Below are 25952 nucleotides of genomic sequence, written 5' to 3'. Positions count from 1 at the left end.
CCATCTATTCCCGGAGATCGCCGCCGCCTTCGTGACGGCGGCGAAGCTCGTCAGATAACCCCCTGCCGGCGGCTTTCGATATAGAGATGTCTGAGGTTCGCCGAAGCCGGCCCAGGCTTTCCGGTGCCGATCGGCACACCGTCGATTTCGACGACGGGAAGCACGAAGTTGGTCGCCGAGGTGATGAAGGCTTCGGCTGCGCCCTTCGCCTCTTCTGGTGTGAAAGCACGTTCCTCAACCGGCATGCCGGCCGCGCGCGCCAGGTCGATCACGGAAGACCTCGTGATCCCCGGCAGGATTTCCCGTCCCAATGGCCGGGTTACCAGACGACCGTCGCGGGTGACGATATGCGCAGTTGCAGAACTTGCCTCCGTCACCAGACCGTCGGCAACGAGCCAGGCATCGTCGGCGCCGCGGCGCTTGGCCTCCATCTTGGCGAGGCTCGGATAGAGCAGCTGGACGGTCTTGATGTCGCACCGCTTCCAGCGCTGGTCCTCCAGCGTCACGACCGAGATCCCGGTCCTCGCCTTGGGATTGTCGATGACGGATTTGGCCTGGGTGAACAGGCTGAGCGTCGGCTGCATGTCTTCCTCGAACAGGAAATCGCGGTCGGCGACGCCACGCGACAGCTGCAGATAGATGAGGCCTTCCCGCAGGCCGTTGCGCTCGACAATCTCGCGATGCACGGCCAGCATGTCCTCGTCGGAGAGCGGGCAGCTGATGCCGATTTCACCAAGCGACCGCTTCAGGCGGGCGGCATGGCCGGCGTAGTCGAGCAGCTTTCCGTCAAGGACGGCGGTCACTTCATAAATGGCGTCGGCGAACAGGTAGCCCCGGTCGAAGATCGAGACCTTGGCATCGGCTTCGGCCAGCCAGTCACCGTTCAGGTAGACAATACGCGTCATGGAATGTTCTCTTTTCTTATGCTGTTGCAGGCAATGCGAACGGCCTGATGGCTATGCCTTCGGCTTCAAATGAGGTGCGCAGGATGCGGGCGGTGGCGACCGCGCCGGGCGTGTCCCCGTGGACGCAGACCGTTGCCGCCTCCACCGGCAGCCGGGTTCCGTCAGTGGTCGGAATGTAGCCGTCCTTGACCATCGTCAACGCGTGGTCGGCGCTGCGTTGCGGATCATGGATCACCGCGCCCTCCACCTTGCGGGAGGTCAGCATGCCCTTGGCGGTATAGGTCCGGTCGGCAAAGACCTCGCAGGCGATCGTCAGCCCGGCCCTCTGCGCGGCCTTCATCGTCTCGGAATAGGGCAGCGTCACGAAGACCAGGGACGGGTCGACGGCCATGACGGCACGCACGCACGTCTCCGCCATTCCGCTGTCTTCCGCCGCCATGTTGCCGAGCGCGCCATGTGTCTTCACATGCGTGATCGGCCAGCCGAGCGCACGCGCCATGCCCTGCATTGCGGCAATCTGGTAGATCAGTTGCGCCTCCAGGTCCTGAGGACTGTCACCGACGATGCGGCGGCGCCCGAAACCATAGAGATCCATGAAAGAGGGATGCGCGCCGACGGCAACGCCTCTCGCCTTCGCCGCCAGAATGGTATCGCGCATCACGACTGGATCGCCGGCGTGGAAACCGCAGGCGACATTGGCCGTCGTGATGATGTCGAGCATGGCCGCATCGTCACCGATGGTATAGGCGCCGAAACTCTCCCCCATGTCGCAGTTCAGATCGACTGTCAGTGTCATGCCGGCTCCTTTCAAGGGGCTCGCCACAGGGCCTCGCATATTTTCTATGCACCCTATTGCATTGAACAAAAAATCGCCTTAGCGTCATTTCCTATTGGACATACAAGCGGTATACTGAAATCGCAAGTCCGTAGTTTTCCCATAACGCATTCATGCGAACAAAAATTATCGAGGGGTAGATATCAGATGAAGAACACCTTCCGTGCGCTGCTGACGGCAGCAGCAATGACCGTGGCCGCACAGGCGCACGCCGAAACCAAATGGGACATGTCGGTCGTCTGGCCGGAAAGCAATTTCCATACGCAGGACGCAATGAAATTTGCCGAGGCGGTGAAGACGGTGACGAACGGCGAAGTCGTGATCACCGTGCACGCCGGCGGCGCGCTCGGCATCAAGGGCCCGGAAGGAATGACGGCGGTCCGCGACGGACTGGTCCCGATTGCGGATATCCTGATGAGCCAGCAGGTCGGCGAAGCGCCGGTGCTGGGTGTCGAAAGCCTTCCCTATCTCGCCCCGACGATGGGCGACCTCGCGCTGCTGCACAAGTTCTTCCGACCCAAGATCGAGGAGGTCGCCGCCTCCATGAACCAGAAGCTGCTCTACATGGTGCCGTGGCCGGGTCAGGCCGTCTACTCCAAGAAGCCGATCAACACGATCGAGGACCTTGCCGGCCTGAAGCTGCGCGTCGTCGATGCGAACGGCCAGGCTTTCTTCACCGCGCTGGGCGCCGCCCCGCTGCAGATGCCCTGGGGTGAAGTGGTGCCCTCGCTGGCAGCCGGCACGATCGAAGGCGTGACCACGTCCTCCTCGTCCGGCGTCGACGGCTCCTTCTGGGAATTCCTGAAGAACATGAGCGCCTTCAACTGGCAGGCCTCCAGCAACATCGTCACCGTCAACCTGGACGCCTGGAACGCCCTGTCGGCGGAGGACCAGAAGGCGATCGAAGACACGGCGAAGAAGATGGAAGGCGAGTTCTGGCTGGCAAGCCGCGCCGAAGACGACGCCAAGATCGCCGTCCTGAAGGAGCACGGCATGGACGTCACCTCGCCCTCTCCTGAACTCAAGGCCGAACTCATCAAGCGCGCGCAGCCCCTCTGGGACGCCTTCAAGGAGCGCGTCCCGGACGCCGCCCCCTATATCGACGCCTATCTCAAGGCCAAGAACTAAGGCCCAGGCCTGCCCGCACTTAACTGTACGGGCAGGCCCCTGAACTGCAATTCCCTGCCAGCTGGAAACGGATCATGCACACACGCCAGGATCGGAAATTCGGCGCGATCATCGGCCCGATCGACCGCCTGACCTTCGCGGCAGGCGCGCTCGGGGGTCTGTGCCTCGTCGGAATCTTTGCCTTCATCTTCGCGGAGATCGTCAGCCGGAACCTCTTCGGCGTCAGCCTGCCCTTCAGCTGGGACTACGCCGCCTACATGATGGGCGCCTGCTTCTTCCTGGCCGCCGGCGCGACACTGAAAAGCGGTGGCCACGTGCGGGTCACCGCGATCCATGACTATCTGCCACGCCGCGGCGTCCTGTTGCTGGACGCCTGCGCGACCGTGGTCGGCCTGCTGATCGCCTGCGCCATGATCTTCGCGATCGGTGACATGGCCTACCTCTCCTTCATGCGAGGCTCAGCCGCGTCGTCCGTGGTCAGGACCCCGCTCTGGATCCCGCAGGGCGTCATGACGATCGGCGCGGTCATCTTTGCCCTGCAGATGCTTGCGCAACTTCTCGGCATCCTGGGCGGAAAGCCTCTCGCCGGAGAAGCGGCCTCCGAGGATCAACTGTAATGGGTAAGCTTTCACTGACACTTCTCGGGCTGCTTGTCCTGCTGCTGGGCGCCGGCGTCTGGGTCGGGCTTGGCCTGATCGGGTCCGGCATCATGGTCCTGTCGATCTTCCGACCCAACATGCCGGTCGAAAAGCTCCTCGCCCAGCAGATCTGGAACTCGGCGGTCAGCGCCGAAATGCTGGCCCTGCCGCTGTTCATCCTGATGGCAGAAATCCTGTTCCGCACCAAGCTTTCGGAAGCGCTGTTCAGCGGACTGGCGCCCTGGACCCGCAGGCTGCCCGGCCGCATGAGCCACATCACCGTCCTGGCTTGCACGCTGTTTGCCGCCGTATCCGGCTCCTCTGCCGCCACGACCGCCACCGTCGGCCGTATCACCGCGACCGAGCTTTTGAACCGGGGCTATGACCGGAAGATGGTGATCGGCAGCCTCGCCGGGGCCGGAACGCTCGGCTTCCTGATCCCTCCCTCGGTGATCATGATCATCTACGGGGTGCTGGCGGAAGAATCGATCCTGCGCCTCTTCATGGCCGGCATCATTCCCGGAGGCCTTCTGGCCGCCGCCTACATGGGCTACCTGGCCATCAGGTCGATCCTGGATCCGACGCTGGTCGGCAAGGCGCCGCCGTCGACGGGATGGTCGGAAAAGCTCGCGGCACTGCGCGGTCTCGGCCCGGTGCTGCTGCTGATCCTCAGCGTCATAGGCTCGATGTATGGCGGCATCGCCTCCCCGACGGAAGCAGCGGGCGTGGGTGTCGCCGGCTCGGTGCTCATCGGGCTCTTCCAGCGCTCACTCACCGTGCGCAACATGGCGGAGGCCGTCTACCATGCGGCGCAGACCTGCGCGATGATCGGCTTCATCATCATCGGCGCGATGTTCCTGTCGGTCGGCCTCGGCTATCTCGGTCTGCCCGCCTATATCGCCGCCAGCATACAGTCGCTCAACCTCTCGCCCTTCGTGCTGGTGATCGTTCTCCTGATCTTCTACGCCATCCTCGGCTGCATCATGGAAGGCATGTCCGCGATCGTCATGACATTGCCGATCACCCTGCCGCTCATCCTGGCGGCCGGCTACGACAAGGTCTGGTATGGCGTCTTCCTCGTTCTTGTTGTGGAAATGGCCCAGATAACGCCGCCTGTCGGCTTCAACCTCATTGTCATACAGCGCCTGACAGGGGACAGGATCGGTACGATTGCACGCGCGGCCTTGCCCTTTTTCTTCATCATGGCCGCATTTGTACTTCTCATTGCAGTCTTTCCGGGCATAGTCACATGGCTTCCGGATACACTGTCACAACGAAACTAGGTCCTTGAGAATGCGCATACTACCGGCCGGCGACCAGGCGCTGACTGTGGAACTTTCCAATGAGGTGGACGACGCCACGAACCGGCGCGTGATCGCCCTTGCCGAAAATCTCGCCGCTCGATCCGTCGACGGCATTACCGAGACTGTTCCCACCTATCGCTCCCTGCTGGTCTGCTACGACCCCGCCATCGTCCGCGCCTCCGCGCTCGCCGACACGCTGGCGGAAAGACTGGCATCGCTGGATGTCGAACATACCCCGTCACGCCAATGGACCGTTCCGGTCTTCTATGGCGGCGCCGCAGGCATGGACCTCGAAGAATTGGCCGATATGAAGGGCCTCGGCGTGGACGAGGTTATCAGCCTTCATTCCGGTGCCGAATACCGGGTCTACATGATCGGATTTGCGCCCGGCTTCGCCTATCTCGGCGGACTGCCGGAAGTCCTGCACACGCCGCGGCTGACGACGCCGCGCCAGCACATCGTCGCCGGCTCCATCGGGATCGGCGGCAAGCAGGCCAGCATCAATTCACTAGCCGGTCCAAGCGGCTGGCGCTTCATCGGCCGCACGCCGCTGCAGCTCTTCGACCCGCAGCGCGAGGAGCCCGCGTTGTTCCGGGCCGGCGATACCGTGCGCTTCGAGCCCGTCAACGAAGCTGAATTCGAACGGCTGGAGGCACGTGTCGCGGCCGGCGAGACGATCGTGGAGCCCGTATTGCCATGAGCAAGCTTCACGTCGTAAAGGCCGGCATGATGGTCTCGGTTCAGGATCCCGGCCGAAAGGGCATGCTGCACAGCGGCATTTCCGCCTCCGGCCCGATGGACCCTGCGGCCTTCGCCTTCGCGCAAGCGCTCGTCGGCAATGCGCCTTCGCTGGCTGCGCTGGAGTTCGCCCATCTCGGCGGCAGCTACCAGGTCGATCGTCCGACCCGCATCGCGGTGACGGGCGGGCGGGTCGACATCCGCATCGACAACCGGCAGGTCTCAGCCTGGGAAAGCCATTGGCTGCGGCCCGGAGAAACGCTGACCGTCGGCGCCATGGTCGGGGCCGTCTGGGGCTATATCGCCTTTTCCGGCGGCATCGACGTGCCGCCCGTCCTCGGATCGCGCTCGACGCATCTGCGAAGCCGCATCGGCGGCCTGGACGGCCGCACGCTGCAAACCGGCGACGATCTGCCGCTTGGGTCTGCTGCCGATGCACCCTGCCTGCGCCTCACACTGCCCATTCATCGCGGGCGCGGACCTATCCGCGTCGTCCCCGGCCCCCAGGACGACTATTTCGACGAAGCCACCTGGGCGACATTCCTGCAGTCTGACTTTCGCGTTTCCTCCAAGCGCGATCGCATGGCGACCATGCTCGAGGGAGCTGAGATCAAGGCCTTCAGGGGTCACGATATCGTCTCCGACGGCACCCCGCTCGGCTCCATCCAGGTGCCGGGCTCTGGCCAGCCGATCGTCCTGACGGCGGAACGCCAGACGACCGGCGGCTATCCGAAGATCGCGACGATCGCCTCCGTCGATCTGCCGCGGCTCGCGCAGACTCCCTCCGGTGCCAGCATCCGCTTCGCCCGCATATCGCAGGCAGGCGCCGAGGAACTGCTCGTCGCCGAGCGCACGCGCTTCACGGCCAGCCTGGAACACCTTCAGCCCATGGAGATGGCGACGCCATGACGGAACCACTCGCCAAACGCGCCCATGCGCGCATCATCGGCATGATCTTTTCCGGCGAACTGGTCGCCGGTGACGCCTTGCAGGAAGCAAAGCTCGGCGAGGCACTGAACATGTCGCGCACCCCGGTGCGCGAGGCGATCAAGCGGATCGAGGCCGAAGGCCTGGCCGAGCGGGACGGCCGCTTCCTGCGCGTGCGACAGCTCAGCGCCGTGGAAGTGGAAGAGATCTTCTTCCTGCGCGAAACGCTGGAGGCGCACGGCGCCCGCATGGCAACGAGACTGCCGAAATCGACGCTGGACGGCATGAAGGCCCGCATCCACGCCCTGATGCAAGCCGGCCCCGGCGAAGGCGAGGAACACTGGCGGGTCGACAACGACTTTCACCGCATGCTGGCCGACGCCGCCGGCAACGAAACGCTGATCCGCACCATCGACGACCTCAGGCTGCGCACCTGCATGTTCGACCATACCCGCGTCCCGCAACGCTTTCTCAAGGGTTGCGAGGAACATCTCGCCATTATCGCCGCGCTTGAAGGGGGAGAGGCCGACCGCGCCGGTGACCTGATGGCCGGACACATACGCAATGCCCGCGACGCCATCCTCGGATGGCTCACGGCCTTCAATGAAGGAAAATCTGCATGAAGTGCCTCATCGTCCAGCCGATTCACCAGGATGGCATTGCCATGCTGCAGGAGGCCGGGATTACGCCGGTCATCTGCCCGACGGCGGACATGGAAACCGTAAGCCGTCTAGTACCCGGCTGCATTGCCGCCATCACCCGTGACGCAGGGTTCTCCGCCCAGGCCTTCGCCGCCGCCGACAGCCTGAAGGTCGTCGTCGTCCACGGTGCCGGCCACGATGCGGTGGACAAGGACGCAGCAACGGCCCGGGGCATACTGGTATGCAACACTCCAGGTGCCAATGCGCGCTCGGTTTCGGAACTGGCCCTCGGCCTGGCGCTTGCCGCCGCGCGGCTGATCCCCGCCGCAGACCGCGCCGAACGCGACGGTCATTCCGGCTTTCGGGAACGGGAAAGAACACTCGAACTCTTCGGTAAGACCGCCCTCATCGTTGGCTGGGGCAATATCGGCTCCGAGCTCGGACGCATGCTGCGTTCTGCCTTCGGCATGCGCGTTCTGGTACACTCACCCCGCGTCGCCGATATCGGTGATTTCGAGCGCACCGCCTCACTTCATGACGGGCTCGCCCAGGCGGACCTGATATCCCTGCACACGCCGATGCGTCCGGAAACGAAGGGCCTGATCGGCCGGGAGGCGCTGGCGCACGTCCGGCCGGGTGCCATTCTCGTCAACACTGCCCGTGCCGGCCTCGTCGACGAGGTCGCGTTGACCGAAGCGATTGCGACAGGCCGCCTGTCCGCCGCAGCACTCGACGTCTACAGCCATGGCGCGCCACAGGGTCCGCTGGGACAGAGCGGCCGGGTGATCTTCACGCCGCATCTCGGCGGTGCCACCGAGGAGGCCTTGCAGCGCATGGCGGTCGCCACCGTCCGCAATGTCCTCACCGCACTTTCGGGAGAGCGGCCGGCCACGGCGCTCAATGAGCCGACAACGGTGGCCGCATGAGTGACGTCATTCAGGAAACCATCGATCGCCTGCTCGAAGCCGTCAACGCACTGAGCGAGCCCGGCCCCGGCTTTACGCGGCCGTCCTACAGCCCGCTGGAGAGCGCCGCCCACGCCATCATCGAGCGGGAAGCCCTGGCGCTTGGGCTGGAGGTCTGGCGCGACGCGGCGCTCAATCTCTTTGCGCGGCTGCCCGGACGCGACCGGCAGGCAGCTCCTGTCTATATCGGCTCCCACCTCGACACCGTTGCCATGGGAGGCGCCTATGACGGAGCCGCGGGCGTTGCCGGCGCCATGGCGCTCGCCACGGCCTTCGTCAGGAATGGCGAGACGCCGCCGGTCGATCTGATCGTCACCGTCACCCGGGCCGAAGAAAGCGTCTGGTTCCCCGTCTCCTATGCCGGCGCGCGCGGCGCGCTGGGACGACTGACGCCTGCCGAAATGCTCTCCCCCCGCAGCGACACCGGCCGCAGCCTCGCCGACCACATCCGCGACGAAGGTGGCGATCCCGACAAGGTCCTGGCGGGATCGAACCTTTCGCCTGCCAATTTCATCGAGCTCCATATCGAGCAGGGCCCGATCCTCTTCGAAGCGGACGAACCGTTTGCGCTTGTATCGGGTGTGCGCGGCGGGCTGCGCTACCGCAACGCGGCGATAGAGGGTGTCTGGGCGCATTCCGGGGCGGCTCCCCGTGCGCAACGCTCCGACGCGGTCTTCGCGCTCGCCGACCTGATCACCGCCATGGACAGAGAGTGGGAACGGGTCCTCGAAGACGGCCATGATCTCGCGGTCACCTTTGGCCGCGTCGATGCGGCAACACCCGAGCACGCATTCGCCAAGGTTCCCGGACGCGTGGAGTTCTGTGTCGATATGCGCAGCGACGATGTGCTCGTGCTCGACAGGATCGACGCCTTCATGGCGGAGACGATTGCTGCCATCGAAGCCCGGCGGTCGGTCACGTTTCACATGGGCGCGCAGTCGCGCAGCCAGCCATCGGCGCTTTCAGCTCCGCTTGCGGACCGGATCGCCTCCGCAGCCGCCGGGCTTGGGCAGCGCCCGAGAATGATGCTGTCGGGCGGCGGACATGACGCGGCCGCCTTCGCGCAGGCGGGATGGTCGTCGGTCATGGTGTTCCTGCGCAACTGGAACGGCAGCCACAATCCGGACGAAGCTATGGACAGCAGGGATCTCGCTGCGGCGGTTCGCGCATTGCATGCCGCCTTCGGAGACACACAGGCGCTGCCCGGGACGGTGCGGACATGAGCGACAAGGAAACACTGGCTCAGAAAGCCTATCAGTCGATCAAGACCCACATTCTGGAGGCAGGGTTCAGTTCTGACCAGATCCTGACGGAGAGAAATCTCGCCGCCGCCTCCGGCATTTCGCGCACGCCCCTGCGCTCCGCCATTTCGCGGCTGGAGAAGGAGGGCGTGGTCGAAAGGCTCGACAACGGCGCACTCGTCGTCCGCCGCGTATCGGTCGAGCAACTGCTGGAGATCGTCCAGATGCGCCGCCTGCTGGAAGGCGCCGCCGCCGCGCGCGCCGCCGAGCGCGGCATGACCGAAAGGCTCGGCAAGGCGCGCGACATCATGCAGGGCTACGCCGACGGCAAGGACGCGGCCTTTGACGACTTCTGGGCGCATGACGACGACTTCCACACCGCCGTCGTCGAAGCGGCCGACCTGCACCTCCTGCCGGACATGATCAAGGAAATGCGCGCCATCGCCAGACGCTGCACGATCACGCGGGTTCATGATCGCTTTGCCGATCAGGCGCGCGAGCACATCGCCGTCATCGATGCGATCGCCGCCGGCAATGCCGATCAGGCACGCGCCGCGATGGAAACGCATTTCGACAGCGTGCGCAGCCGCTTCCTCGGCTGGCTTGCGGGCCAGTAGGAACCTTCGCTCGATCCCGGCGCGTGCCCGCAACCGAATCCGCCTGCGGCGCTCGCCTCGTCGCTCAGACCGACACAAGGATGTCCTGTGACAGAACTCAATTTTCTCAGCGGCCGGGAAGCCGCCTTTCCGGCCGAAGAATTCGAACGCCGCCAGCAGCTTGCCCGGCGGCGGCTCGAACAGGCCGGCCACGGAGCCCTGATCGTTACCTCCCCCGAAAACATCTACTGGCTGACCGGTCGCCAGACGGCGGGCTATTTCGCCTTCCAGGCGCTCGTCCTTTCGCAGGATACGCAGCCCTTCCTTCTCGTCCGCCAGCTCGAGCTTCCCGGCGCCCTGGCCAACACATGGCTCACGGACATTCACGCCTATCAGGATGCCGAGGACCCGGCCACGGTCCTGGCCGGACTTCTGAAGCAGAACGGCATAAGCCGCCCCGCACTCTCCCGCGACGGCTGGTTCGTCTCGGCCGGCTTCCTCGACCGCTTGCAGGATGCGATCGGTCTTGGGCCTCTGGCAGACGGCAGCGGCCTGATCGAGGCCTTGCGGGCGGTCAAGTCGGCGCGGGAGCTGGACGCCATACGCCTCGCCGCGACCTATGCCGAAGCGGGCCTTCGCGCCGGCATTGGCGCCTGCATGCCCGGCACGGATGAGAATGCCGTGGCAGCCGCGATGCTGTCGGCCGCCGTCAGGGCCGGGTCAGAAACCATGGCGATGGAACCACTCGTTTCCTCCGGCCCCCGCTCCGGACTGCCCCACATGACATGGCGCCGGAGAACGCTGGAGCGCGGCGACGCGATCTTCCTGGAGTTGGCCGGAAGCCATGACCGCTATCACTCGGCGCTGATGCGCAGTGTCTGGCTGGGCCGCCCGCCGGCCGAGGCCCAGGCCATGATGGACTGTGCGGAACGCGCGCTCGATGCAGCGCTCGATGCCATGCGGCCGGGCGTTTCCTGTGCCGCGGTCCACGATGCCGCGCAAGCGGTCATCGACGAAGCCGGATACCATGACGCCTTCCGCAAGCGCATCGGTTACTCGATGGGGGTCGCCTTTGCGCCCGACTGGGGGGAAGGCGCCATCCTGAGCCTGTTTTCGAATGTCGACCGCGTGCTTGAACCGGGCATGGTCTTCCACCTGCCGGCAACGCTTCGCCGCTACGGCCACTGGACTGTCGGCGCATCCGAAACCGTCATCGTCACCAATTCCGGCATCGATGTCCTCTCCAGCCTGCCAAGGTCGCTGACGATCCGGTAGTAGGGTCGACACCCGCATGCGATTGGATCACTTTGGCAGGGCGCACCTTCGGCAAAGAGGATACCGGGTGCGATGAAGTCATGGGTGGAGACACGCCCGAGATCGGCTGCCTGTTTGGCCGTCACGAAAACAGGCCCTTGTTGCGGAGCGAGCCCGGCGTATAGCCGAATTGCCGCTTGAACGCGGTCGAAAAGTTGGCCGCACTGGTATAGCCGGCCAGAAAGGCAGCCTCTGAGATGGTCACGCCATCCTCGATCATCGCCTTTTGCGCGGCTGTGAGTTTCACCGTTCGCATGTACTGATAGGCGGTCATCCCGTATGCGGCATGAAAGAAGCGCTGCAGCGTGTTGACGCTGACATTGATGGCCGCTGCCATTTCCTCGACCGTCGGCAGACTGCCCCTGGCATTGGCCACCAGTTCCTCGGCCTTCGTCAGCTTCTGCCATTCGCGGATGCTCAAGCTTTTGGAACGCTCCGAAAGCCCGTTGCGGCCGGATAGCTGTTCGAATGCTTCCGCGATGATCGGCAACACGCAGCTTTCGACATAAAGGCGATGCATATGGGGCATGGTCTCCCGCGGTCGCATGGCCCGTTCCGCAAGCGCAAGCGCCCCCGCGCTCGGCTTCCAGCTTGTGCAGGCGAGATGTTCCCGGCAGAAGGTGGCGACCTCCTCCGCACCCCCATCGGCGAGTATGCCGCAATCGCTCAGCCATTCCGGCAGGATGGAGATATTGAACTTGGTGATCCGTTCACCCTTCGCCACGCGGCGCCGGAAGATCTCCGGCTCCCTCTGTGCGAAGATGACACCCCTCGGCGCTCCGCATCCGTCGTCGGCTCCGGCAAAGGTCCGGTCGCCGATCCTGCCTTCCACGAGGCCTCCCATCAGCAGCTTGATGCTGAGATGCGGTTCCAGTTCCGCCTCCGTCTCCATGTCGTAGTGATTGATGATGTTGGAGAAGTGCACGCTGAGGCCCGCCCGCAGTTCGATCTTCCCGAACCGGCCGCTCATCATCGGTTCGCTGTCTTCAAAGCCTTTGCTCAGAAGCCGTACGGAGCCGTTCTCGCGTTTGATATGACGGAAAAATTCAGCGGTGGTCAGGGCCGCTTCCATATCTTGTCCTTTTTTGTGAACTGCTGCCCATTTTGCTGTCCGACAAAGGAAATTGGCGGTTTGGCAAAAGTCCCCGGTGTGGATTCGGTGCCTGATCCCGACTATAGGCACTAACATGATAATTTCAATCATGTTTAAGCGCAAAGCCGTGCGGGGCTTCGCGTTTCCCGCGTTCACGGAGTACGGAATGTCTTTTCGTCGGACTGAAGTCTATCTCTTGCTCGCCGGGGTGAGCATTGCTGCCCTGTCTGCTGCCGGCCCCGTGCGGGCCGAGGACGCAACAATTCTTGACCAGATCACGGTGGAGGGACAAGGCGATGCGGACGCCGGTTTTGTCGCTGAAAGCGCGTCGTCGGCGACAAAAACGCGCCGTCCGCTGATCAAGACCCCGCAGGCGGTGTCGGTTATCAACCGCAAGGAATTCGAGGAGCGGACGGCGACCAGCGCACAGGAGGCCCTGCGCTATACCGCAGGCGTCTCGGCCGATCTTCGCCCGAACGATCGCTACGATATCGTTCCGGTCCGCAATTTCGGCGGCTACCAGAACTTCGTTCAATACCTTGACGGACTGAGGATCCTTAAGGGCATCTCCTACGCCGAGCCGACAATCGACATCTACGACCTCGAGCGCATCGAGGTGGTCAAGGGCCCGTCTTCCGTCCTCTACGGGCAGATGACGCCCGGCGGGCTGGTCAACCTCGTTTCCAAGAAGCCGACGGAAGAGGAAATTCGTGAAACCGAACTGACATTCGGCACGGACAACTACCTCAAGGCCGGCATCGATATCGGCGGAAAGGCAAACGAGGACGGCTCGGTGCTCTACCGTTTCGTCGCCTCCGGTCGATACAACGAGAGCAATATCGACGGTGTGGATTCGCGCCGCGTATCGGTTTCGCCATCGCTGGAATACAAGCCGGACGATGGCACGAGCCTGACACTTCTCTTCAACTATTCGAAGGACCCTTCCAGCAGCTATCCCGGCTTTCTGCCTGCTCAAGGCACGGCGTATGCCAATGGCGCCTACGGCTATATCCCGTATGATTTCGACTCCGGCGACAGCGACTACGACACCTTCACCCGCGAAACGGCGCGTGTCGGCTACGAGTTCGAACACCAGATCAACGACTACCTGACCTTCCGCCAGAACCTGCGCTTTTCGCATATCGACACCTACCACCAGGCCCTCTACTTCCGCAGCATCAGCGGCAGCACGCTCAATCGCGGTGTTTCGCGGCTGGATGAACATGCCAATACGCTTGCGGTCGACAATCAGCTGGAAGCAGACTTCAAGACGGGCACCCTCGACCACGTTGCCCTGATGGGGATCGACTATCAGTATATCTACGCCACCCGCCTGATGGGCACGGGCCTGGCGCCGTCGATCGACTATCTCAATCCCGATTACGACCAGGCAATCGCCACGCCTGCCTACACGAGCAAGACCCGGCAGACGACGCAGCAGGCCGGCATCTACGCGCAGGATCAGATCGAATTCGGCAAGCTCAATCTCGCGGCCGGCGGCCGCTACGACTGGTATTCCATCGAGGCGGATACGACGACCCTGTCCAGCGGCGCCGTCTCCAACTCCAAGCAGGACAACCAGGCCTTCACCGGCAGGGTCGGCGCGACCTATCTCTTCGACAATGGGATAGCGCCCTATGCGAGCTATTCCACCTCATTCGAACCGCCATCGGGCCTTGGCTATTCCGCATCGGGCGGGACTGTCCTCAAGCCGGTGACCGGCGAACAATACGAGTTCGGCGTCAAGTACCAGCCGGAAGGCTGGGACAGTTCGCTGACCGTCTCGCTGTACGACCTGACGCAGAAGAATGCCGTCTCGTCGGACTCCGCACATTCCGGATATTATGTGCAGACCGGAGAGGTTCATTCCCGCGGCGTCGAAGTGGAAGGCAAACTCGCGCTCGGTTCCGGCTGGAACATGACGGCCGCCTACACCTATACCGACGCGGAAGTGACCGAGAGCGCGACCCCCGCCTATGTCGGCAACACACCGACGGGTGTTGCGCGCAATACCGCCTCACTGTGGCTACGCTATGCGGCGCAAACCGGTCCGCTGGAAGGCTTGGGGATCGGCGGCGGCGTTCGTTATGTCGGCTCCACCTACGGCGACGATGCCAACAGCTTCAAGGTTCCGCAAGTCACCCTGTTCGACGCGGCCATCAGCTATGATTTCGGCGCACGGAACCCGAAATATGACGGGTTGACCTTGAATGTCGCGGCAACGAACCTGTTCGACAAGGAATATGTCGCCTCGTGCTCGGCCACGACCCGATGCTTCTACGGGACCGGCAGATCGGTCCTGGCGACGCTCAAATACAGCTGGTGAGGCGATGATCCGGTTCGTCCCTCTCCTCAAGGGTATCCTGCTGGCGGCGGTGCTCGTCGCCGCAGCATTGCCTGCCCGTGCGGAGGTCGCGCTGACCGATCTCAAGGGGCGCCATGTCGTGCTGCAGAAGCCGGCAGCGCGTCTCGCCGTCGATGACGGGCGGACCATCATCGCGCTGTCGTTCCTCTCCGATGAACCGGTCGCGCTGCTCGCCGCCTGGCCGCATGACGTGAAGCGGCTCGGCGTGGAGCAGCACGGTGCTCTTGCCGCCCGGTTTCCGGCACTCGACACCCTGCCGACCATCGCCAGCAACGCCGGTGACCTCTCCGTAGAGCAGGTGATCGCCGCCGCGCCCGACCTTCTTGTCCTTTCGGTTTTCTCGAAGGTCTCCGACCAACAGTTGCTACAGCTGGATGCCGTCGGAATTCCCGTGATCTATGTCGATTTTCTCCTCGATCCGCTGGCCAACACTGATCGCAGCCTGACATTGCTCGGGAAAGCCATCGGAAGGATCCAGGCTGCGGCGACGGTTGTCGATGTCCGCCGGCGCCATCGCGACGCGATCGAGCAGAGGCTTGCAGGGCGCGACCCTGGACGGAAAAGACCTTCCGTCTTCCTGGAGACCCACGCCTCGACCGCGGAAGCCTGCTGCAATTCGCCCGGCACCGGCAATCTCGGCCTCTATATCGACCTCGTCGGCGGACATAACATCGGCGACATTCTCAGCGGGCGCCCGTTTGGACAGATCAGCATCGAGCATGTCGTCGCCTCCGCGCCCGATGTCTATATCGCCAGCGGCGGAGCCTACATGCAACAGCGCGGCGGCCTGCTGGTCGGACCCGGCTACGACGAGGCGACGACCAGAGCGTCGCTCGACCGGCTTCTCGCCCGGCCCGGCATGTCCGGCCTGCCTGCTGTCAGATCCGGCAATGTCCATGGCCTTGCCAAGGCACTGTTCAACCCGGTTTGGGACATTCTCTCGCTCGAGCTTCTGGCAAAATGGGTCAATCCAGACCTTTTTGCCGATCTTGACGTCGACCGGACGCGCGAGGAGCTGAATACCCTTTCTTCCGTTGATCTCGCGAAGGGATATTGGTTCAATTGAGGAGCGATGACTTCACGTCCGGCGACTGCATCCTGCCGGAGCCCATGCAGCTGCCGGACTGCTATCGTTTTTCCCTGTCTGCCGTCGAAAGCCGGTCGGCCTACGAGATCTATGTCCACGTACCGGACTGTCCGACCCCTGCGACGGGCTTCCCGGTCGTCTATCTGCTCGATGCCAACGCCGACTTCCTTCTGGTCGTTGAGGCGATGCGGCGACTTTCGCGACGACCGGGAGCCACCGGTGTCGCCCCGGCCATCGTCGTCGGGGTCGGCTATCCCAGAACAAGCGCCTACGGCGTGGAGCGGCGTCACTACGACATGACGGCCGGACCGCCCGCGGACGACGATTTCGCCCGATCCCAAGACCTGACATATGGCGGCCAGACCGCATTTCTGGACTTCATCAAAGGCCGGTTGAGACGGGTGATCAACGGCCGCTATTCCACCGATCCAACCCACAATATCCTCATCGGACATTCCCTCGCCGGCTATTTCGTGCTGGAGGCACTGGCTCGAGAACCGGACGTTTTTGCCGCCTATGCGGCGGTCAGCCCTTCCATCTGGTGGGATCCGTCGAGGCTTGACGCGGCAATCGTGAAGGCGGCGGAAAAGAACGGCACCGAAGGCGTCAGGCTTTATGCGGCCGTCGGCAGCTATGAAGAGGAATTGGCGCCCTGGCAGGCGAGTATCCGCGCGCCGTCGAGCTACACGGTGCTCCGTCGCAGCCGCCGCATGGTGGAGAACACCCGCCAGTTCTGCGATCGCATTTCCGACTTGTTCGAAGAACGCGCCAATGTCCGCTTCGACCTCGCGCAGGGAGAAGACCACGCCAGCGTCTTCATCGCCTGCCTTGGACGGGCTCTTCGCTTCACCCTCGGCGGCAAGCGCCGAACGCGTTGACCGCCGGCAGAAGATCAGCACTGTCGCCGGAGCAAGGATCGAGAAGAAGCGGTCGGGGATCGATCATATCCGGCAAGGCAAAGTTGCGCCGGTGAGAGCCTGCGGGCGGCGACGTTGTCGGCGCCCATCGCGCTCCTCTTGCTCCCCTCAATCCCCGAAGCCGACGATCCCCTTGATCTCCGTGAACTCGTGCAAGCCGAACTTGCCATATTCGCGACCATTGCCAGATTGCTTGTAGCCGCCGAACGGGGCAGCCCCGTCCCAGGCGGAGCTGTTCAGGCGAACGATGCCGGTTCTCAGCCGCCGCGCAAAGGCGCGCGCCTCCTCCGGCTCGCCCTGGATGTAGGAAGCCAGGCCATAGGGCGTGTCGTTGGCAATCTCGGCTGCCTCGTCCTCGCTGCCATAGCCGAGGATCGAAAGGACCGGCCCGAAGATCTCCTCGCGGGCAATCGTCATGTCGTTGGTGACGCGGGCGAAGACCGTCGGGCGCACATAATAGCCGGCGTTGAGGTGTGCCGGCCGGTCCGGGCCGCCTGCGACCAGTGTCGCGCCCTCTTCGATGCCCTTGCGGATCAGCGTCTGGATCTTGTCGAACTGCACCTGGCTGACGACGGGCCCGATATCGGTCGATGCGTCTGCCGGAGATCCGACACGGACCCCGTCCGCCGCCTCCCGAGCAACGTCGATCGCGCGGTCCATGGTTTCCTCCGGCACCAGCAAACGGGTCGGCGCATTGCAGGACTGACCGGAGTTGGCAAAGCACCTGGCAACGCCGGCGCGCACAGCCGCATCGAGATCGGCGCTCCGGAGCACGACGTTCGGCGACTTGCCGCCGAGTTCCTGATGCACGCGCTTGACCGTCGGTGCCGCGGCCTCGGCCACGGAAATGCCGGCACGGGTCGAACCGGTAAAGGATACCATGTCGATGTCGGGGTGACGGGCAAGCACAGCGCCCACCGTTGGCCCGTCGCCGTTGACAAGGTTGAACACGCCCTTGGGCACGCCCGCCTCATGCAGGATTTCAGCAAACAGGATCGCGTTGACGGGCGCGATCTCGGAGGGCTTCAACACCATGGTGCAGCCGGTGGCTAGCGCCGGCGCCACCTTGCAGGCGATCTGGTTGATCGGCCAGTTCCAGGGGGTAATCATCCCGACCACGCCGATCGGCTCGTGCACGATGCGGGTCGTGCCCTGCATGTATTCGAACGGGAAGTCCTGCATGGCGCGGATCGTCTGCTTGAAATGGGCAATGCCGATGCCGGCCTGCTCGTCGCGCGCCATCTGCAAGGGCGCGCCCATCTCCCGCGAGATCACGTCGCCGAGTTCGTCGCGGCGGCGCGTGAGGATGTCGAGTATCCGCTGCAGGAGAGCGAGTCGCTCGTCATGCGCGGTAAGCGAGAATGTCGTGAAGGCGCGGCGCGCCGCCGCGATCGCCCGCTCGGCGTCCGCTGCGGATCCCATGGCAATTTCCGCAAACGGCTGTTCCGTCGCGGGATCGATGACCGGCAGACGGTTCTCGCCCACCGGTTCGACCCAGGCCCCGTCAATATAGAATTTCAGATATCTGTCCATGTCGTTCTCCGATCCCTTCAGCGGCCCGCCAGAATAAAGTCTGCGACGCGCTCGGCAATCATAATTGTCGGAATGTTGGTGTTCGCACACGGAATTGACGGCATCAGCGAGGCGTCGCAGACACGCAAGCCCTCGACGCCGTGCACACGCCCGGTTGGCGACGTGACCGCCGCATCGTCGTCAGCGTGTCCCATCCGGCAGGTGCCCGACGGATGCCAGGTGCCGCCGACATGGCGGCGGACGAATTCCGTCAGCGCCGCGTCGTCGTTAAGCAGCCCTTCCATGGTGGTGCCGAGGGTAATGGCCGAATGCACCAGCGCCGCGCGGAACGGCCCTGCCACGTCGAGCAGGCCGGACAGCATGCCACGCTGCAATGCGTTCCACCTGCCCGGCGCGGCAACCCTGGCGACGCGCGGTGAATAGCTGGACGGAAAGACGGTGCCGCGATGGCCGTCCATATGAGGGTCCGCTAGCGCTTCGGCGCCCATCCGCAGGGCAAACTTGAGACGGACGAGATCCCGCTCGTCGTTCAGCATGCGAAAGTCGACGTCTGGTTCACCGTGCGGGTCGGACGCAGAAAGCCGCACGGACCCGCGCGAGTAGGATTTGTTGACCCAGAAGAACAGGCTGCCGAGACGCATGCCGACCGAATGCCATCCGGACCGGGACAGGATCGCGGCGTGCATGTCGCCAGCAGGCGCGCCCTCCAGGCCCGAGGAGAAGCGCCAGATCGCCTGCTCGTGATGCTCTGCGGGGTCACGGACACGCATGTACGGCGGAAGGTAGGCGGCGACGGCGATGGAGGGATGTTCCATCAGCTTGCGACCCACGCCGCTGCGCGCCGCGATCACGTCGATCCCAGCCGAGACGAGTTCGCCGACGGGCCCTATGCCGGACCGCATCAGCAGCGCCGGGGTGTGTATGGCGCCGGCCGAAACGATCACCTCGTTCGCAAGGACGGTTTCGGTCGCCGCGCCGGAAAGCGCGGCCCCGATGGCGCGGCGACCACCAAACAGGATGCGTTCCGCAACGCTCTCGGTGATGATCCGCAGATTGGGACGCTTGCGGACATCGGGGGTGAGATAGGCGAGCGACGTCGGCAGCCGTTCACCCCGATCGCTGACCGCAATGGCGCCACGGAAAGCGCCGTCCTCCCAGATGCCGTTCTGGTCTGCCCGGATCGGGTGGCCGCGCCGGTCGAGTGTCTTCATCACCCGGTCGACGAAGGGCGAGATCCGGTCATCCGAAATGCGGCGGATCGTCAGCGGGCCGTCCTGCCCGTGCAGCGGCCCTTCGAAGTCCCGATCCGTCTCGATCCTGAGGAAATAGGGCAGGCACTCATCCCAACTCCAGCCGTCGGCTCCGAGCGCCTGCCATTCGGCGTAATCGGCTGGCGCCCCGCGATTGGCCATCAGCGCATTGATGGCCGAACCTCCGCCGAGGAGCCGGGCTTGCTCATAGCGGCGCGAGGATCGGGATGAGACATTGGAGCGGGAATAGCCCATCAGGGCCGTCAGCTGCGACCAGATATTGCGCGTGTCGAGATAGGCCCTGCCGGGATAGCGGCTGCGGATGTCGTCCGGGATGTCGTCCGCTGAAATGTTGCGACCCGCTTCGACCAGCACCACCGTTCGCTTCGGATCGGCGGAAAGCCGGGCGGCCAGCACGCAACCGGCCGAACCGCCACCCAGGATCAGATGGTCCACGATCATGCGGCTAGCCCTGCGAACGCTCGGCCGAGCGTGCATTCAGCGCCGCCAGCATCAGCAGGATGAAGGAGATCGTCGTCAGCAGCGAACTGATCGAGGCGATCGTCGGATCGATCTCGTCGCGAAGCGCGGTGAACATCTTCTTCGTCAGGGTCTGGTATTGGCCGCCGGAGATGAACAGCGAGACCACGGTCTCGTCGAGCGCCGAGATGAAGGCGAACAGAAGCCCGGAGATCACGCTCGGCCGGATCTGCGGCAGCGTCACGGCGAAGAATGTGCGCCAGCGGTTCATGCCGAGGCTGCGCGAAACCATCTCCTGCGTATGGTCGAACTTGCGCAGGCCGACGAGAACGGAGGTGACTACGTAGGGCAGGCCAAGCATGACATTGGCGAGGATCAGGCCGGTCATCGAGGCCAGCAAGCCGACTTGGGCGTAGACGAGAAAGACGCCGACGGCGGTGATGACGATCGGCACGATCAGCGGCAGCAGCAGCAGCGCCTGCAGGCTGCGCACGAGGCGCGACTGCGTGAGGTTCAGCGCATAGGCCGCGGCGGTGCCGAAGACGGTGGCGACGACCGAGGCGCAAACCGCGACGATCAGGCTGACGCGTGTCGCCTGCATCCATGAGGCGCTTGTCAGATATTCCTCGTACCAGCGCAATGACCAGGACGGCGGCGGAAACGCGAGAAAGCGCGCGCCGGAGAAGGACATCGGCAGGATGATGAGGATCGGGATGATCAGCCCGGCGAGGATGAGGGCAACGAAGCCGTAAAGGAGAATTTTCGGAAGGCTCATGCGTCACCTCGTTCCCATGATGCGTTCAAAGGGGATGAGCAGGCTCGCCAGGCGGAAGATCAGGAACACGCAGGCCATCAGCACCACGCTGATCGACGAGGCGGCGCCCCACTCGTTGTAGACTTCAATGTTGCGGGAGACGAGCATCGAGACCATGTAGGTGCGCCCTCCGCCGAGCAGCTCGGGCGTGATGTAGAAGCCCAATGTCAGCACGAAGACCAACACCATGCCGGCGATCATGCCCGGCAGCGAAAGCGGCAGGAAGACACGCGTGAAGACATGCAGCGGCGTGCCGCCCAGGCTGGCGCCGGCCAGTGTCAGCTCGCCGGGAATCTTTTTCATCGTCGCATAGAGCGGCAGGACCATGAAGGGCAGCAGGATATGGATCGTGGCGATGACGGTGCCGAACTCGTTGTTGACGAGCTTCAGCGGCGTGTCGATCAAACCGGATCCCGTCAGCGCGGAATTGATGATGCCGTTGCGCTGCAGCAGAATGAGCCACGCATAGGCGCGGACCAGCACCGAGGTCCAGAACGGCAGCAGGACCATCGCCAGAACGAGAATGCTCCAGCGCTGTGGCAACCCCGCCGCCACATAGGCGACGGGATAACCGAGCAACACGGTCATCAGCGTGACGATGGCCGCGATGCGGAAGGTTTGCAGGAAGGTCTTCCAATAGACCGCATCCGTCAGAAACCGCTGATAATGCGCGAGCGTAAAGCCCCCGTCCTGGCGTATCGACTGCCAGGCCAGCCACAAAAGCGGCAGGACCAGCAGTGCGACGACGACAAGGACGGCCGGCGTCAGCAGGATCAGCATGAGTCTCTGCTCGCGCCGGTCGTGCAGTTCAGACGGGGTTAGTGTCGGCTGCGTCATCAATGACCCTCCGGACCGGTGTGATTACTGCTGGATGAACTCGGCCCAGCGCTTCTGCGCATCCTCGCCTGCCGGGGAACTCCACCAGTCAACCGAAACCAGCACCTGAAGGGCGGCGTTCTCCGGAGAGCTCGGCATTTCAGCGGCGCGCTCCGGCGAGATCTTGCCGGTCTTGTAGGCCTCGGGATTGCCCGGGCCATAATCGATATAGGCAGGGAAATTCGCCTGGATGTCCGGCGTCAGGGCCGCATTGACGAATTTGACGGCGGTGTCGAGGTTCGGCGCCCCTTTCAGGATGCAGAGCGACGTGTACTGCAGGAAGCCCTGGTTGAAGGAGTGACCGATCGGCGCGCCCTCCTTGACGATGGCCGACACGCGGCCGTTCCAGGCCATCTCCATGTCCACCTCTCCGTCAGCCAGCAACTGGGCCGATTGCGCGCCCGACGTCCACCAGACCGAGATGTACGGCTTGATCTCCTCGAGCTTCTTGAAGGCGCGGTCGACGTCGAGCGGGTAGAGCTTGTCAGCCGGCACGCCGTCCGCAAGCAGCGCTGCTTCGAGCGTCGCCAGCGGATGGTTGCGCAGTGCCCGCGTCCCCGGGAACTTCTTCACATCCCAGAAATCGACCCATGTCTTGGGGGGATTGTCACCGAATTTGTCCTTGTTGTAGGCCAGCACGCTCGAATAGAACTCGTAGGCGGCAGAATACGGGCTCTTGTATTCTGCCGGCATTTTCTCGGCATTGGGGATCTTGGAAAAATCGAGCTTCTCGATCATTCCCTGTTCGCCGCCGCGGATGCAGTCCTTCGTCGGGGTGTCGACCACGTCCCAGATGATCTTGCCGGATGTGGCCTGGGTCTTGATGACCGGCCAGGCGTCAGGCGAACTGTCCTGGTTGACGGTGATGCCGAGCAGCTTTGCAACCGGGTCGAGAATGGCCTTGGTCTGGGCTTCCTGGTAGGCGCCGCCTTGCGAGACAAAGGTGATCTGCTCGGCGGAGGCCATGCCGGCGGTGAAGATTGTGGCGCCTGCAGACAGCGCGATCACGGAAAGCTTGTATTTCATTGCGTCGTTCTCCTCATTATTGATGGGGTAGAGCCCCTTGATGGCATGCGACTTGCGGGTCTTAGCGCCCGATTGCATCCAGGAACTGGTACCATCCGGCGACGAGCCGGACGGCTGGTTCCCTGATGGGATAGAATGGAACGGGCTTCAGCGGACCTGCGGTCAGAAGTCCGAGATCGGGTGCCTCTCCGGCCACCAGGGCGGCGACGTGACGGCCCATGTTCGACGCCATGGCGACTCCCGTGCCGTTGTAGCCCATGGCGTAGACGATGCGGTCGTCGAGCCGGCCGAGATGGGGAATGCTGTCCATGGTCATTGCCACGAGACCCGACCAGCGATGCGTGACCGAAACCGTCTGCAGCTCCGGGAACTGGCGCACCATGCCCTTGTGCAGCGCCGCGAAGGCGCTTTCCGAATCGGCCTTGCCGAACGCGCCGCGGCCGCCATACATCAGCCGGTCACCCGCCTTGCGGAACCAGCGCATCATCCTGCGCGTCTCGGTATAGCTGCGCCCTTTCGGCAAGAGCCCCTCGCCGGCCGTGCCGGTCAGCGGCTCCGTTGCAATCATCGCCGAACGGAAGGGAATAATGGATTTGCGGACGGCCGAAGTCGCCGGTGTCAGGTCGGAATAGGAATTGGTGGCGATGACGACCTGACGGGCCGTCACCGTGCCGTCGGGAAGTTCGAGAACGACGCCATCCCGGTCTCGCCGGATCGCCGTCACCGGCGACGTCTCGCAAATGGCGATGCCCTCCGCCTTCAGGCCGGCGGCCAGTCCGAGCGCGAAGTTCAGCGGATGGATGATGCCGCCATGGGTGTTGAGCATGCCGCCGACGAAATCGCGCGAACCGGTCTCGGCTTCCATGTCCCCGGGCGAGAGGATCGTGCAGGCGCTATCGCCGAGCGTTCCGCGCAGCCACTCGACCTCTTTCTTCAGCCCGTCGAGGGAAACCTGATTGTGGGCGCAGCGAAGCGAGCCGGAGGCCCGGTAATCGGCAGCCGCAATGCCGTAGTCCGATACCAGCTCGCCCACATGGTCGATCGCCTCGATGCCGAGATCGTGCATGCGCCGGGCGGTATCAAGGCCGTGGCGCGCGGCGATGTCGGCGAAGGACAGCCGGAACTTTCCCGAGACGACCCCGCCATTGCGGCCGCTTGCGCCCCAGCCGATCCGGTTCGCCTCCAGCACCACCGCGGAAAGTCCGCGGCGGGCGAGATAACGGGCCGTCGACAGGCCGGTGTAGCCGCCGCCGACGATGGCGATGTCAACCCGATGACCGCCCGACAGCCGGTCGAAGGCCGGACGGCTCGACGCCGTCTCCTGCCACAGGGACTGAATGTCGGGATAGGGAGGAAGGGGCTCGGTCATCAGGCTTGCTCGTTCTCGTACTGGCTGGCTGCTATGTCTCCGTTCAGGCGGCAGCGACGGTCGCGACGCCCGCGGCGAGTTCGGCATCGACCGCATCGGCCAGCTGCTTGAGGGTGGAGAAGTGGAAATCGGGCTTGGTCAGAACCTTCGGCTCCGGCGTACCGCCAAAGCCTTGCTGGCCTTGGCGACGCTCGATCCAGCACGTCGTGTAGCCGAGTTCGCGGGCGACGCCGATATCGTGGTGCTGGCTCTGGGCAACATGCAGGATTTCCGACTGCTGGAAGCCGAAAGCGGACTGGCGGCCCTTGTTGTAGGCGAAGAACTGCGGATTGGGCTTGGCGCAGCCGGTTTCATCACAGGTAATACTGTCGTGGAACGGATTGCCGAGCGTATCCGAATAGGCGGAGAACGCAGTCCGGTCGGCATTGGTCATGGCAACGAGACGGAAATTCTTGCGCAGCCGGGCCAGCGCCTCGACGGAATCGGCGAAGGCCGGCCAGCGCAGCACGGAAAGCTGGAAGGCATCGGCGGTGGCGTCGTCACTCTTGAACCCCGTCTCTTCGGCGAGCGACAGGTAGACATCCTTCATGGCAGAGGAGGAGCGACCGTAGAACTTGTCGCGGCCGCGCTTGTAGGGCTCGAAAATCTCGTCATCGGTGGCCTTGGCGGCCTTCTCGCCGCCCAGCGCGCGCACCGCGTTGAGCACGCCGCTTTCGAAATCGATCAAAGTGCCGACCACATCGAAGGTCATGACCTTGAATTGCGTGAGTTGCATGGTTTTCATCCTTGTTGTCTGCAATGAATGGGAGCCGTCAGCCCGCTTCGGGAACGATGACGGTGTCTTCTGGGTGGAGCGCCAGCGTGATCGCCTCGCCCGGTGATTTCATCTGCGCGCGGCCGGCATGGTTGCTGGGAAGCCTGAAACTCAGTTCCTCGCCGTCATCGAGCCTGACGAAGACACGGACGCTTTCACCCTGGTAAAGCGTATCCGTAACGGTGCCGGCCAGCCGATTGCTTGCTTCGGGCTCTGTCCCGTCGGCCAGCACGAGCTTCTCGGAGTGGACGACGAGATGCAGGTTGCCACCGTCGGGCACGCGATGGGCGGTCCTGAGAACCTGCCCCTTGAGACGCACACTGTCGTCGCTTTCGCGCCGGACCGGTAACAACGTTGCCTCGCCGATGAAGCGGGCGACGAAGGCATTGACGGGATGGTCGTGCAGGCGCTCGGGCGTGTCGACCTGCACCAGCCGGCCCTCGTTCATGATAGCCACGCGGTCGCTCATCGTCAGCGCCTCGCGCTGGTCGTGCGTGACATAGACGATCGTCGCGGAGAGGCGCTGGTGCAGGCGCTTCAGCTCGATCTGCATCGTCTCGCGCAACTGCTTGTCGAGCGCCGAGAGCGGCTCGTCCATCAGGATCAGTCCGGGTTCGAAGATCATCGCACGGGCAAGTGCGACGCGCTGGCGCTGGCCGCCGGAAAGCTCGTGGATCTTGCGGTTCTCGTAACCCGCCAGCTCGACCATCTCGAGTGCCGATTTCAGCTTTGCCGGCCACGTCGATTTTGGCAGGCGGCGCGCCCGCAGGGGAAAGGTGATGTTCTCGCCAACGCTCATATGCGGGAACAGCGCATAGTTCTGGAAGACGATGCCAATTTCCCGTTTATGCGGCGGCTCAAATGTAATGTCGCGATTGCCCAAAAAGATCTTTCCGGATGTCGGCTGAACGAAGCCGCCGAGAATGCCGAGCAAGGTCGTCTTGCCGGAGCCGGATGGGCCGAGAACGGATACGAACTCACCGGGTGCGACATCAAGGTTGACATTGTCGAGCGCCCTAAAGCCCCCGTAAACCTTGCTCGCCTGTCTGATGGAAACGCCAACGCGTTCCTTGTCGTGTTCTTCAATCATATGATT

General features: G+C 63.8%; 24 protein-coding genes. 13 read left to right on the top strand and 11 right to left on the bottom strand.

Annotated elements, in window-relative coordinates; all coding sequences use genetic code 11:
- Positions 1 to 50: 50 nt before the first annotated feature.
- Positions 51 to 905, bottom strand: coding sequence for a D-amino-acid transaminase (locus ACU5AZ_RS12030; protein ID WP_446822601.1), 855 nt, complete (start codon positions 903 to 905; stop codon positions 51 to 53).
- Positions 906 to 921: 16 nt separating this feature from the next.
- Entirely contained in the window at positions 922 to 1701 is a 780-nt protein-coding gene (locus ACU5AZ_RS12025) for a LamB/YcsF family protein (protein ID WP_446822600.1), read from the bottom strand.
- A gap of 186 nt (positions 1702 to 1887) precedes the next feature.
- Between ACU5AZ_RS12025 and ACU5AZ_RS12020 the strand changes: the two genes are divergently transcribed.
- The 10 genes from ACU5AZ_RS12020 to ACU5AZ_RS11975 all read left to right on the top strand — a co-directional run bounded on the left by ACU5AZ_RS12020 (position 1888) and on the right by ACU5AZ_RS11975 (position 11193).
- On the top strand, positions 1888 to 2868 hold the full coding sequence (locus ACU5AZ_RS12020) for a TRAP transporter substrate-binding protein (RefSeq protein ID WP_446822599.1): 981 nt from the start codon (positions 1888 to 1890) through the stop codon (positions 2866 to 2868).
- Positions 2869 to 2942: 74 nt separating this feature from the next.
- The gene (locus ACU5AZ_RS12015; RefSeq protein ID WP_446822598.1) at positions 2943 to 3485 is read left to right on the top strand and encodes a TRAP transporter small permease subunit; all 543 of its coding nucleotides are present in this window, start codon (positions 2943 to 2945) and stop codon (positions 3483 to 3485) included.
- Positions 3485 to 4789, top strand: a complete 1305-nt coding sequence (locus ACU5AZ_RS12010; protein ID WP_446822597.1) for a TRAP transporter large permease — start codon at positions 3485 to 3487, stop codon at positions 4787 to 4789. Before ACU5AZ_RS12015 ends, ACU5AZ_RS12010 begins: the two co-directional genes overlap by 1 nt.
- 10 nt (positions 4790 to 4799) lie before the next feature.
- Positions 4800 to 5510, top strand: a complete 711-nt coding sequence (gene pxpB / locus ACU5AZ_RS12005) for a 5-oxoprolinase subunit PxpB (RefSeq protein WP_446822596.1) — start codon at positions 4800 to 4802, stop codon at positions 5508 to 5510.
- Positions 5507 to 6457 carry a 5-oxoprolinase subunit C family protein gene (locus ACU5AZ_RS12000; RefSeq protein WP_446822595.1) on the top strand — a complete coding sequence of 317 codons (951 nt, stop codon included), beginning with the start codon at positions 5507 to 5509 and terminating at the stop codon, positions 6455 to 6457. The genes pxpB and ACU5AZ_RS12000 overlap by 4 nt, the downstream gene beginning before the upstream one ends.
- Complete coding sequence (locus ACU5AZ_RS11995; protein ID WP_446822594.1) at positions 6454 to 7098, top strand: GntR family transcriptional regulator; 645 nt, start codon at positions 6454 to 6456, stop codon at positions 7096 to 7098. Before ACU5AZ_RS12000 ends, ACU5AZ_RS11995 begins: the two co-directional genes overlap by 4 nt.
- The gene (locus tag ACU5AZ_RS11990; RefSeq protein WP_446822593.1) at positions 7095 to 8042 is read left to right on the top strand and encodes an NAD(P)-dependent oxidoreductase; all 948 of its coding nucleotides are present in this window, start codon (positions 7095 to 7097) and stop codon (positions 8040 to 8042) included. The genes ACU5AZ_RS11995 and ACU5AZ_RS11990 overlap by 4 nt, the downstream gene beginning before the upstream one ends.
- A complete protein-coding gene (locus tag ACU5AZ_RS11985; RefSeq protein WP_446822592.1) occupies positions 8039 to 9304 on the top strand; it encodes a hydantoinase/carbamoylase family amidase in 1266 nt (421 codons plus the stop codon). Before ACU5AZ_RS11990 ends, ACU5AZ_RS11985 begins: the two co-directional genes overlap by 4 nt.
- Positions 9301 to 9939 (top strand): GntR family transcriptional regulator, encoded by a 639-nt coding sequence (locus ACU5AZ_RS11980; RefSeq protein ID WP_446822591.1) that lies wholly within the window; start codon positions 9301 to 9303, stop codon positions 9937 to 9939. The genes ACU5AZ_RS11985 and ACU5AZ_RS11980 overlap by 4 nt, the downstream gene beginning before the upstream one ends.
- A gap of 87 nt (positions 9940 to 10026) precedes the next feature.
- Positions 10027 to 11193, top strand: a complete 1167-nt coding sequence (locus ACU5AZ_RS11975) for a M24 family metallopeptidase (RefSeq protein WP_446822590.1) — start codon at positions 10027 to 10029, stop codon at positions 11191 to 11193.
- Between the two features lie 121 nt (positions 11194 to 11314).
- Here the strand turns inward: ACU5AZ_RS11975 and ACU5AZ_RS11970 are convergent, their stop codons facing one another.
- On the bottom strand, positions 11315 to 12304 hold the full coding sequence (locus tag ACU5AZ_RS11970) for a helix-turn-helix transcriptional regulator (RefSeq protein WP_446822589.1): 990 nt from the start codon (positions 12302 to 12304) through the stop codon (positions 11315 to 11317).
- A gap of 187 nt (positions 12305 to 12491) precedes the next feature.
- Here ACU5AZ_RS11970 and ACU5AZ_RS11965 point away from each other — a divergent pair, with 187 nt between their 5' ends.
- From ACU5AZ_RS11965 to ACU5AZ_RS11955, 3 genes are read left to right on the top strand one after another with little or no spacing between them, the layout of a single operon-like run.
- Positions 12492 to 14651, top strand: a complete 2160-nt coding sequence (locus ACU5AZ_RS11965) for a TonB-dependent siderophore receptor (RefSeq protein ID WP_446822588.1) — start codon at positions 12492 to 12494, stop codon at positions 14649 to 14651.
- Positions 14652 to 14655: 4 nt separating this feature from the next.
- The gene (locus tag ACU5AZ_RS11960) at positions 14656 to 15756 is read left to right on the top strand and encodes an ABC transporter substrate-binding protein (protein WP_446822587.1); all 1101 of its coding nucleotides are present in this window, start codon (positions 14656 to 14658) and stop codon (positions 15754 to 15756) included.
- Entirely contained in the window at positions 15753 to 16655 is a 903-nt protein-coding gene (locus ACU5AZ_RS11955) for an alpha/beta hydrolase (RefSeq protein WP_446822586.1), read from the top strand. Before ACU5AZ_RS11960 ends, ACU5AZ_RS11955 begins: the two co-directional genes overlap by 4 nt.
- Positions 16656 to 16802: 147 nt before the next feature.
- On the opposite strand, the gene ACU5AZ_RS11950 is transcribed toward ACU5AZ_RS11955, so the two are convergent.
- The 8 genes from ACU5AZ_RS11950 to ACU5AZ_RS11915 all read right to left on the bottom strand — a co-directional run bounded on the left by ACU5AZ_RS11950 (position 16803) and on the right by ACU5AZ_RS11915 (position 25946).
- On the bottom strand, positions 16803 to 18227 hold the full coding sequence (locus ACU5AZ_RS11950) for an aldehyde dehydrogenase family protein (RefSeq protein ID WP_446822585.1): 1425 nt from the start codon (positions 18225 to 18227) through the stop codon (positions 16803 to 16805).
- Positions 18228 to 18244: 17 nt separating this feature from the next.
- Positions 18245 to 19939 carry a GMC family oxidoreductase gene (locus ACU5AZ_RS11945; protein ID WP_446822584.1) on the bottom strand — a complete coding sequence of 565 codons (1695 nt, stop codon included), beginning with the start codon at positions 19937 to 19939 and terminating at the stop codon, positions 18245 to 18247.
- 4 nt (positions 19940 to 19943) lie between these two features.
- Positions 19944 to 20732, bottom strand: coding sequence for an ABC transporter permease (locus tag ACU5AZ_RS11940; protein WP_446822583.1), 789 nt, complete (start codon positions 20730 to 20732; stop codon positions 19944 to 19946).
- 3 nt (positions 20733 to 20735) lie between these two features.
- Complete coding sequence (locus ACU5AZ_RS11935; RefSeq protein ID WP_446822582.1) at positions 20736 to 21608, bottom strand: ABC transporter permease; 873 nt, start codon at positions 21606 to 21608, stop codon at positions 20736 to 20738.
- Positions 21609 to 21632: 24 nt separating this feature from the next.
- Positions 21633 to 22673, bottom strand: a complete 1041-nt coding sequence (locus ACU5AZ_RS11930; RefSeq protein ID WP_446822581.1) for an ABC transporter substrate-binding protein — start codon at positions 22671 to 22673, stop codon at positions 21633 to 21635.
- Positions 22674 to 22734: 61 nt separating this feature from the next.
- Positions 22735 to 24042: an NAD(P)/FAD-dependent oxidoreductase gene (locus ACU5AZ_RS11925; protein ID WP_446822580.1), complete on the bottom strand. Its 1308-nt coding sequence runs from the start codon at positions 24040 to 24042 to the stop codon at positions 22735 to 22737.
- A gap of 43 nt (positions 24043 to 24085) precedes the next feature.
- Positions 24086 to 24817, bottom strand: a complete 732-nt coding sequence (locus ACU5AZ_RS11920; RefSeq protein ID WP_446822579.1) for an HAD family hydrolase — start codon at positions 24815 to 24817, stop codon at positions 24086 to 24088.
- A 37-nt stretch (positions 24818 to 24854) separates the two neighbouring features.
- Complete coding sequence (locus ACU5AZ_RS11915) at positions 24855 to 25946, bottom strand: ABC transporter ATP-binding protein (protein ID WP_446822578.1); 1092 nt, start codon at positions 25944 to 25946, stop codon at positions 24855 to 24857.
- Positions 25947 to 25952 lie beyond the last annotated feature (6 nt).

The sequence above is a fragment of the Rhizobium sp. PAMB 3182 genome, from assembly GCF_052908355.1.
The sequence above is the reverse complement of the archived record's forward strand: the minus strand, read 5'-3'. Positions and strand labels throughout refer to the sequence as shown.